Below are 9,011 nucleotides of genomic sequence, written 5' to 3'. Positions count from 1 at the left end.
GAGTCTGTGAAGGGTCCCTTCACAGACCCGAAACCGGTCCGGCGCACGCCACGAGGTGGTCGCACACACCTCCGCATCGCCCACTGCCGGGCCCCCGACCAACTTTGCCGACACCCTGGACGCTGAGGCTGTGAAGGTGGCCTTCACAGCCTTGGACCTGGCGCAGACCTACCTCGCGTGGTTGGCTGCGTTCAGTGCGCTCGCCACATCCGGGACCTCCAGTACCCGGATTCCGTCCGGGATCTTGCCCGAGTCCGGCGGGACCAGTGCGTGCGTGAAGCCGAGCCGGGCGGCCTCGGACAGCCGCCTGCCGACATTCGGAACCCGGCGGATCTCCCCCGCGAGGCCGACCTCACCGACGGCGACCAGCCGCGGCGACAGCGCCACCTCGTGCAGGGACGAGGTGAGAGCGAGGACCAGCGCCAGGTCGATGCCCGGCTCGGTGATCTTCATGCCGCCCACCGTCGCGACGTAGACGTCCTTGTCGCCGACCTTCATCCGGCCGCGCTTCTCCATCACCGCGAGCACCATCGCCACCCGCGCCGAATCGAGGCCGCTCACCGCGCGCCGGGGCTGGGGCATCCCGCTGCTCGACACCAGCGCCTGCACCTCGCCGAGCAACGGGCGTTTGCCCTCCACCGAGACTGTGACCGCGGTGCCGGGCACCGGTTCGGCGGTACGGCTGAGGAACAGCCCGGACGGATCGGGCACCCCGACGATGCCTTCCTCGGTCAGCTCGAAGCAGCCGATCTCGTCCGCCGCGCCGAACCGGTTCTTGATCCCGCGCACCATGCGCAGGGTGGAGTGTTTGTCCCCCTCGAACTGCAGGACCACGTCGACCAGGTGCTCCAGCACGCGCGGACCGGCCACCGACCCGTCCTTGGTGACGTGCCCCACCAGCACGACCGGCAGCCCGCGCTCCTTGGCCAGCGCGACCAGCCCCGCGGTGACCGCGCGGACCTGCGTCACCCCGCCAGGTGAGCCCTCCACCTGCGGCGACGCCATGGTCTGCACCGAATCGACGATCAGCACCCCCGGCTTGACCGCGTCCACGTGCCCGAGGATCGCGGACAGGTCGCTCTCCGCGGCGAGGAACATCTCCCCGTGCACATTGCCGGTGCGCTCGGCCCGCAGCCGGACCTGCCCGGCCGACTCCTCACCGGTGACGTACAGCGACCGCCCGGCGGTGACCGCCCACTGATAGGCCACTTCGAGCAGCAAAGTCGACTTGCCGACCCCGGGTTCCCCGGCGAGCAGCACCACCGCACCCGGTACCAGCCCGCCGCCGAGCACCCGGTCCAGTTCGGCCACGCCGGTGCACTTCGCCCGGGACGTCTCGATGTCGACTTCCGCGATCGGACGGGCGGGCGCACTGGGCGCACCGGCAGCGACCCGGGCGATCGCCGGCTTGGCCGCGCCACGTTCTTCAAGGGTTCCCCACGCCTGGCATTCCGGGCAGCGCCCGACCCACTTCGCCGTCTCGTACCCGCACTCCGCGCACCGGTGAACGGTGCTGGCCTTCTTCACCACCCCGCGAGGCTATCGGCGAGCACCGACAAAACCGCGCAGGCGCGAGTCAGGAACGCACGTGCGCCGGCGCGGCCACCGGCAGGTCGACCACGATCGGGCCGGCATTCTGGAAGGTAAAGGTGACCGGGATGGTCATTCCGGGCCACAGCGGCTGCTTGAGCCCCTGCAGCACCACCTTGGCGATGCCGGGCTTCGCTTCCGCGGCCGGGGACGAAGACGACGGCCGCGCCGGGTTGGACGACGGCGACGACGGAACGGCGGGGCCGGGCGTGTTCTGCTCATTGGTCGACTCCACCGCGTCCGGAGGCCCGATCACCAGCGAGTGCCCGGCGACGATCGCGGTGTCCCCGGTGACGGTCGCGGGCGAGGTGGTGCCCGCCGAGGTCACCGAGACCAGCTTGTCGTCACGCTGCCCCTGGTTGACGACGGTCAGCGTGAGCGGCGCGGCATCGCCTGCCGAGTAGCCGACGCCCGTCGCCTGGTACCGGACCGCGGCATTGCGCAGCACCAGCGTCTGCGCCTGCGCGTACGTGCCGTTGACCGCGGGCTGCTGCGTGTCGGTCTGGGTGATCTGGCCTGCCCCGCAACCGGCGAGCACGAGTGCGGCGCCGAGCGCCGACACGCCTGCGCCGAGCACGCGACGATTCTGCAGCCTCACGTCGGAGTCCTTCCATCTCACGGCACTCGTCCCGACGAAGACTAGCCGGGCGGCTTCCCGCGCGCGGAACCGAGGGGGTGCCCGGCGTCCCGCACACCGGGCGCAACCGTCCACAAAGGATTTGCGGGCGCCGATCACCGCCTCGTACCTCACCTGCATGAGCACGGGGCAAACGCGTTTGTCAAGCCCGACTCAGGCCGCTGACCTGCGGTGACGGCCCCGGCCGCTAGGTGGCCGCCGACGGACCGTGCTAGGATGGACTCAGCGAAAGGGGCAGAGGACACATGGTTTTCAAGGTCGGAGAGACCGTCGTCTACCCGCACCACGGTGCCGCACTCATCGAAGCCATTGAAACCCGGGTGATCAAGGGCGAGGAGAAGAAGTACCTCGTCCTCAAGGTCGCGCAGGGTGATCTCACGGTTCGCGTGCCCGCAGACAACGCCGAGATCGTCGGCGTGCGCGATGTCGTCGGGCAAGAAGGACTGGACAAGGTTTTCGACGTGCTTCGGGCACCGCACACCGAGGAGCCCACGAACTGGTCTCGTCGGTACAAGGCCAACCTGGAGAAACTCGCCTCCGGCGATGTGAACAAGGTGGCCGAAGTGGTGCGCGACCTCTGGCGGCGTGAGAAGGACCGCGGGCTCTCAGCCGGCGAGAAGCGGATGCTGGCGAAAGCGCGGCAGATTCTGGTCAGTGAGCTGGCGCTGGCGGAAGGCACCGACGAGGGCAAGGCGGAGACACTGCTCGACGAAGTTCTGGAAACCGCGACGGTCTGACCCCGGGCTCCACCGGTTCGCGGCGGGTATCCCGTCGGCGGCACGATCCACTGCGGCGTATTCCAGCGTGGTGTATTCCATGGTGGCAACCGGTTCCCCTACGATCGCGACTCGATGAAGAATCCACTGCGTTGCGTCGCGTTCGTGACTGTCGCACACCATCCGGCCGATCCCGAGTTCGCGCTCGCGACGGTACAGGGTGAAGCACTACTCGCGCACACCGTGCGGGAATTACTCGGCACACCCGAGATCGATCTGGTGGCCGTGGTCGTTCCCCCGCGGTGTGCGCAAGCTTTTTCCGCGGTACTACCGCATTCCAGCCGGTGCCGAATGGTCACCGCGATTTCTCTCCGGGACGCATTCGCGGAAATCGCACCGCTGCTTTCCCCGGATTGCGCCATACTGGTGCACGACGCGCTCCGCGCCTTCGCGCCACAGCGGACCTTCCGGCAGGTAGTGGCCGCCCTGCGGGAAGGCGCCGAACTGGTCGTCCCGGTGCTGCCGATGTCCGACACGGTGAAGACCACCGATCCGGACGGTGTCATCACCGCCACCGTCGACCGTACGGGCCTGCGGAGCGCGCAAACGCCGATCGGGTTCTCCCCCACCGCGTTCCGGTCCGCACTGGCCGGCGCGGCGAACCCCGGCGTCGCCGACACGGCGGGCGCGGCCACCGTCCCCGGCGATCCGGACGCGATGCGCGTCGCGAGCGCCTTCGAGCGCACACTGGCCGAGGCTCTGGTGGCCGGCGGCGATCGGGAGGACCCACTGTGAACGACCTGCGCGTAGGCAACGGAGTCGACGTCCACCCGATCGAACCCGGCCGTGAATGCTGGCTCGCCGGGCTGCACTGGCCGGGAGTGGACGGCTGTGCCGGGCATTCCGACGGCGACGTGGCCGCGCACGCGCTGTGCGACGCGCTGCTCTCCGCGGCGGGGCTCGGCGATCTCGGCGCGGTGTTCGGCACCGGAGACCCGCGGATGGACGGCGCGCACGGCACGGACATGCTGGCCGAGGTCCGCGCGTTGCTCGCGGCCGAAGGGTGGCAGGTGGCCAACGCGACCGTGCAGGTCATCGGCAACCGGCCGCGGATCGGGAAGCGCCGTGACGAGGCGCAGCAGGTGCTCGGCGAGGCCGTCGGCGGGCCGGTCAGCGTGGCGGGCACCACCACCGACGGGCTCGGCCTGACCGGCCGCGGCGAGGGTGTCGCGGCCGTGGCGACCGCGTTACTGATTCGCGACGGGCAATTCCGCCATCCGGCGGTTGCCGGCTGACACTCGCCACCCTTTTTTCGGGCACAGGCCAGGAGTTCTTGCAGAATTCCTCGTTTCATTCTGCATTGTGGCGCGCGCTTCTCTATAGTCATTTGGCGAGGTTTCGCGCGGCCGGATTCTGGGGCCGCACTGGGGCGAAGGGGGACGATGCCCACCGATGCGCATCGATTGTCCGGAGTACGGCCGATCACCGGCAGGCTGGCCGAGGAACTGCTGTCCCGTCCAGAGGGACGGAGCAGACCACTGCCGGTGGTCGTGGGGCTCGGCGTGCGCGGGTCGGGAAAGACCGCGCTGCTGGACGAGCTGAGCGAGCGCTGCGCGGATCTGCCGCACGCACTCGTCGATTTCGAACGCCGCGACTGGGAGCACATCCAGCCGCGGGAACTGCTCGGGCATCTCGCCTTCGAGCTCGGCAGGCACTGGCCGCAATTCGGCCGGATCGCCTTTCCCCGGCTCTGGCTGTGCATGCTGGTGCTCGGTTCCCCGGTGGAGGTGAGCGACCGGCGGACCGCGATGCGCAAGCTCAAGGAGCTGATCGCGCAGAACCAGCCGCTGGAACGCAACAAGGAGGCCATCGGGGACGTCGTCGACCTGGTCGGCGGGGTCACCTCGGGCAACCAGCTGCCCGGCTGGAAAGAGGCGACCGACCTGCTGTTGCGCGGGCTGAGCTGGTACGACCGGCGGCGGCTGGTCGGCAAGGTCAAGACGATGCCGACCGGGCCCGGCGATCAGCACGACTTCCTGCTCGGGATCGCCAAGCAGGCCCAGGGCGACGACGAGGACCGGGCCGCGGTCGACGCGATCATCTGTGACGCCTTCCTCGCCGACCTCCGCCGTGCCTACTCCGGGCTTTCCGGCACCCGGCGCACGATGAACTGCCTGATCCTGCTCGACAACGCGCACGCGCCGGGCGGCCGGGCCTTCCTGCGCGCGCTGATCGAGTCCCGCCGGCACTTCCCGGACGAGGCGGACCCGCTCGTGGTGGTCGCCACCAGCCGCACCTGGAATCCGGACTGGAACGAGAGCTGGTCGCTGGCCACCACGCACCACGGCGCCGATCTCGAACACCCGCGCAACCCGGAACACCGGACCGGCGACCTGATCTGGCCGCCGCCGCGGCGGCCCGCCGACGTGGAGGCCGACTGGGCCGCCGAACATCCGGAAAGCCGTTGGCGCCCTTGGTATCTGCTGGAGCTGGGCGCGCTCTCCGGCGCGGCCGTGGTCGACATCGCGGCCGAGCACGACGTGCACCCGACCTCCCGGCTGCCGAAGTTCCTGTCCCGCCTCACCGACGGACATCCCGGCGCAGTGCGGGAGATCCTGCCCGCGATCGCGGACCACTACCAGTCCGGCAGGCCGAACTCGCTGCGGAACACCTTGTACACCAAGGTGTTCGCCCCGGACGGCAGCGAGTCCACTTTGCTCGCCGAGATGTATGAGAACCTGCTGCAGGACTTCTCCACCGCCAGCCGCCAGGAACTGGTCACCGCGAGCGCCGCAGCCGAGGCGGAAATGCTGTTCCACAAGGAAATCCTCGATCTGCGCAATCCGATGGGCGAGGGCCCGCTGTTCAAGCAGCTGGCCGATCAGCTGTGGCTGCGGGTGGATCCGGACGACGACTCGCGGTACCGGCTGCATCCGTGGCTGCGCAGGCTGCTGCTGCGGAAGCTGGCCGCCCGCGCCGAGGACCACCCGCTGAGCTGGGACCGCGTGCACACCCGGTGCCGGGATTTCTACGACCGGACGGACCGGGTGGCCGACGCCCGCTACCACGATCTCGCGCTGGGCAACGTACCCGCGGTGATCACCCATCTCAGCGCGCGGCTCGGCACCCAGCCCGCCGAGTTCGACCTGTCCGCCGCGCAGTCCTGGCTGGACCAGCTGGACACCATCACCGCCGCGCCGAACCGGCTGGTGCAGGACGTGGACCCGTACGCGCAGGTCCAGCAGTACGTCGGCGAATGGCCGGAGGAGCAGGAGACCACGCTGGCCTGGCTGGTCGTTTCGCTGTGGCTCTCCCGCGATCCGCTCGGCGACCCGGGCGGCACGCTGAATTCCACCATCGAAAGCAGTTTCCACCACCTGGCGCAGGGCAGAGGGCGAGGATCGATGCTGTTGCACGAGCGGGCGGAGTACTACCGATGACCAGCGAACGGATCCGGCCGCCACGTCCGTCCTGGATCAAATGGCTGTGGGGCGGTGGCGTGATCGTGCTGCTCGCGGTGGTGCTGGTCGCGGTGTTCGTGGTCGTCCCGGCGATCAGCGACGCCAGCCACTCCTGCGGAGACGGCGTGCGCGAACGTGGCGACAACTCCGAGTGCACTGGAGTCACCGACGGTTCGTACGTGTTCGCCGACGACCTCGCAGACGTGGAGCAGCGCATCCATCAGGAGAACACCACCGTCACCGGGTCCGGCAAGCCGTACGTGAACATCGCGGTGCTCCTGCCGATGACGCTGGTCGAGCCGGACCAGGTGTCCCGCGAGTGGGTCCGGCATCAGCTCGAAGGCGCCTACCTCGCGCAACATCGGGCGAACACCACGGAGTCCTGGGGCGCCAAGGATCCGCAGATCCGGTTGCTGCTGGCCAATCCCGGCAGCCAGCTCAAGCAGTGGGAACCGGTGGTGGACGACCTGATCGGCCGGAGCGGGCCGGATCAGGTGATCGCGGTGACCGGGATCGGGCTGAGCCTGAGCACCTCCCAGCAGGCGGTACAGCGGCTCTCCGATCATCAGATCCCGGTGGTCGCCTCCCATCTGGCGGCCGAGGAGTTCTCCCGGATCCCCGGGTTCATGCGGGTGTCGCCGACCAGCTCCACCTACGGCACCGCGCTGGCCGCGTTCGTGAAGCCGGCCGCGCGCACCGCCACCCTGGTCCAGGACCAGAACCCCCGCGACCTGTACCCGAAGACGCTGGCCGGCGCGTTCACCGCGAAATTCGTGGACGGCACGCACCGGCTCGCCGGGCGGACGGAGTACTTCGACTCCAACCAGACCGGGGTGGAGAACACCTTCCTGCAGATGATGCCGAACATCTGCAGCGACCATCCGGACGTGCTCTACTTCGCCGGCCGCGAGCAGAACCTCACCTCGTTCATCGCCCAGCTGGCCCAGCGGCGCTGTCTCGACCAGCACCTGACCGTGCTCACCGGCGATCTGGCACAGACCGGTCCGCCCGGTCCGGACATGCGCCGTGGCCTGGAGGCGAACGTGACCGTGCTGGGGCCGGGCCTCGCGCACCCGCAAGCCTGGACCAGCCACCCGGAGCTGTTCAACAAGCCGTCGGTGGCCAGTTTCCGGGAGCCGCACTGCACGGACTGCTTCGAAGTGCTCTTCCCGCAGGAGCGGCTGGACGACGGCACCGCGATCCTCGCGCACGACGCGGTGGTGACCGTGGTCTGGGCGATCCGGGGCCTGCCGCAGATCAGCACCGGCACCGCGGTCACCTCGCAGGACGTCCTGCAGGCGAAGAACCGGCTGCACGACCAGCTCGCGGTACCCGGGGCGAGCGGGGCGATCTCGTTCGACGAGCAGGGCAATCCGGTGAACAAGGTGATCCCGATCCTGCGGGTGCGGGTCAACGCGACCCCGGAGTTCGCCGCGCTGTCGGACCCCTCCTCCTGACCCGGCGATCCGGCTAACCTCGGTGCCATGGCACTGATCTTCAACGACGCGACCAAGTCCCTGCTCGACGGCACCAACTTCCCGGTACTGGCCACCACCAACAAGGACGGCTCTCCGCAGACCAGCGTGGTGTGGGCCAGACGCGACGGGGACGCGGTCCTGTTCTCCACCACCAGGGGGCGCCTGAAGGAGCGCAACATCGCCCGTGACCCGCGGGTCTCGATCTCCGTGTTCGACTCCGCGGACCCGTACCAGTACGTGGAGATCCGCGGCCGCGCGGAGGTCACCGAGGCAGGCGGCCGCGAGCTGATCGACGAGCTGTCGCGCAAGTACCGGGGCAAGGACTTCGTGACCGAGGCGCCCGAGGTGGTCCGCGTGGTGGTGCGGGTGGTCCCGGAGAAGATCACCGGATACGCCTCCTGACGGGCGCCTTCCTGGTTAGGGTTGGGGCGTGGCCATCAACGCGGTGTTGTTCGACTTTTCCGGCACGCTCTTCCGTCTCGAGCAGGACGCCTCCTGGCTCGCCGACGTGCGTGGCGCCGATGGTGCGGTGCTCGATCTCGAGGCGCAGACCGAGCTGATGCGCCGGATGACCGCGCCGGTGGGCCAGGTGGTCGAGCTGGACGAGGAGCACCAGTACGCCTGGCACCACCGTGACCGCGACCCCGACCTGCACCGGAAGGTGTACCTGGAGGTGCTGCGCCGCTCCGGCGTGCCGCAGCGTAGTCAGGCCGAGGCGCTCTACCATCGGCTGATCACGCCGGGTGAGTGGACGCCCTACCCGGACACCGAGGCGGCGCTCAAGGCAGTGGCCGGCAGCGGGCGCAAGGTCGGCGTGCTGAGCAACATCGCGTTCGACATCCGGCCCGCGTTCACCCAGCGCGGGTGGGACGCGTACGTGTCCGATTTCACCCTGTCCTTCGAGGTCGGCGCGGTGAAACCGGAGCCGGAGATCTTCCGGGCCGCGGTCGAACGGCTCGGCGTCGCCGCCGCGGAGACACTGATGGTCGGCGACAGCGAGGAGGCCGACGGCGGCGCCCGCGCGCTCGGCTGCGAGTTCGCGCTCGTCGACCCGTGGCCCACCTCGGAGCGGCCGGACGCGCTGCTGGCAGCCTTACGGGCACACGGTCTGCTCTGACGTCCTGCGACG

The 9,011-nt window shown here is 69.5% G+C and carries 9 protein-coding genes; 7 read left to right on the top strand and 2 right to left on the bottom strand.

Annotated elements, in window-relative coordinates:
* Window positions 1-168: 168 nt before the first annotated feature.
* Entirely contained in the window at window positions 169-1,530 is a 1,362-nt protein-coding gene (gene radA, locus D5S19_RS06500; RefSeq protein WP_120022401.1) for a DNA repair protein RadA, read from the bottom strand.
* Between the two features lie 46 nt (window positions 1,531-1,576).
* Window positions 1,577-2,188 (bottom strand): copper chaperone PCu(A)C, encoded by a 612-nt coding sequence (locus tag D5S19_RS06495; RefSeq protein ID WP_120022416.1) that lies wholly within the window; start codon window positions 2,186-2,188, stop codon window positions 1,577-1,579.
* 284 nt (window positions 2,189-2,472) lie between these two features.
* On the opposite strand from D5S19_RS06495, the gene D5S19_RS06490 reads away from it, so the two are divergent.
* The 7 genes from D5S19_RS06490 to D5S19_RS06460 all read left to right on the top strand — a co-directional run bounded on the left by D5S19_RS06490 (window position 2,473) and on the right by D5S19_RS06460 (window position 8,999).
* Complete coding sequence (locus D5S19_RS06490; protein WP_009084200.1) at window positions 2,473-2,964, top strand: CarD family transcriptional regulator; 492 nt, start codon at window positions 2,473-2,475, stop codon at window positions 2,962-2,964.
* Between the two features lie 114 nt (window positions 2,965-3,078).
* Window positions 3,079-3,738, top strand: a complete 660-nt coding sequence (locus D5S19_RS06485; protein ID WP_325050227.1) for an IspD/TarI family cytidylyltransferase — start codon at window positions 3,079-3,081, stop codon at window positions 3,736-3,738.
* A 5-nt stretch (window positions 3,739-3,743) separates the two neighbouring features.
* On the top strand, window positions 3,744-4,238 hold the full coding sequence (gene ispF / locus D5S19_RS06480; RefSeq protein WP_120022414.1) for a 2-C-methyl-D-erythritol 2,4-cyclodiphosphate synthase: 495 nt from the start codon (window positions 3,744-3,746) through the stop codon (window positions 4,236-4,238).
* Between the two features lie 147 nt (window positions 4,239-4,385).
* Complete coding sequence (locus D5S19_RS06475) at window positions 4,386-6,383, top strand: hypothetical protein (RefSeq protein WP_120022400.1); 1,998 nt, start codon at window positions 4,386-4,388, stop codon at window positions 6,381-6,383.
* The gene (locus D5S19_RS06470; RefSeq protein ID WP_120022399.1) at window positions 6,380-7,861 is read left to right on the top strand and encodes an ABC transporter substrate-binding protein; all 1,482 of its coding nucleotides are present in this window, start codon (window positions 6,380-6,382) and stop codon (window positions 7,859-7,861) included. Before D5S19_RS06475 ends, D5S19_RS06470 begins: the two co-directional genes overlap by 4 nt.
* A gap of 27 nt (window positions 7,862-7,888) precedes the next feature.
* Window positions 7,889-8,284 (top strand): PPOX class F420-dependent oxidoreductase, encoded by a 396-nt coding sequence (locus tag D5S19_RS06465; protein ID WP_120022398.1) that lies wholly within the window; start codon window positions 7,889-7,891, stop codon window positions 8,282-8,284.
* 28 nt (window positions 8,285-8,312) lie between these two features.
* Entirely contained in the window at window positions 8,313-8,999 is a 687-nt protein-coding gene (locus D5S19_RS06460) for an HAD family hydrolase (RefSeq protein WP_120022397.1), read from the top strand.
* The last annotated feature ends 12 nt before the right edge of the window (window positions 9,000-9,011 follow it).

Origin of the sequence: Amycolatopsis panacis, from assembly GCF_003600245.1 — a bacterium.
Classification (GTDB): Bacteria; Actinomycetota; Actinomycetes; order Mycobacteriales; family Pseudonocardiaceae; genus Amycolatopsis; species Amycolatopsis sulphurea.
The sequence above is the reverse complement of the archived record's forward strand: the minus strand, read 5'-3'. Positions and strand labels throughout refer to the sequence as shown.

Bases quoted from the DNA above. Each gene is read 5' to 3' on its own strand.
- D5S19_RS06485 (WP_325050227.1), top strand. From the start codon at position 3,079: ATGAAGAATCCACTGCGTTGCGTCGCGTTCGTGACTGTCGCACACCAT.
- D5S19_RS06475 (WP_120022400.1), top strand. From the start codon at position 4,386: ATGCCCACCGATGCGCATCGATTGTCCGGAGTACGGCCGATCACCGGC.
- D5S19_RS06465 (WP_120022398.1), top strand. From the start codon at position 7,889: ATGGCACTGATCTTCAACGACGCGACCAAGTCCCTGCTCGACGGCACC.
- D5S19_RS06470 (WP_120022399.1), top strand. From the start codon at position 6,380: ATGACCAGCGAACGGATCCGGCCGCCACGTCCGTCCTGGATCAAATGG.
- D5S19_RS06490 (WP_009084200.1), top strand. From the start codon at position 2,473: ATGGTTTTCAAGGTCGGAGAGACCGTCGTCTACCCGCACCACGGTGCC.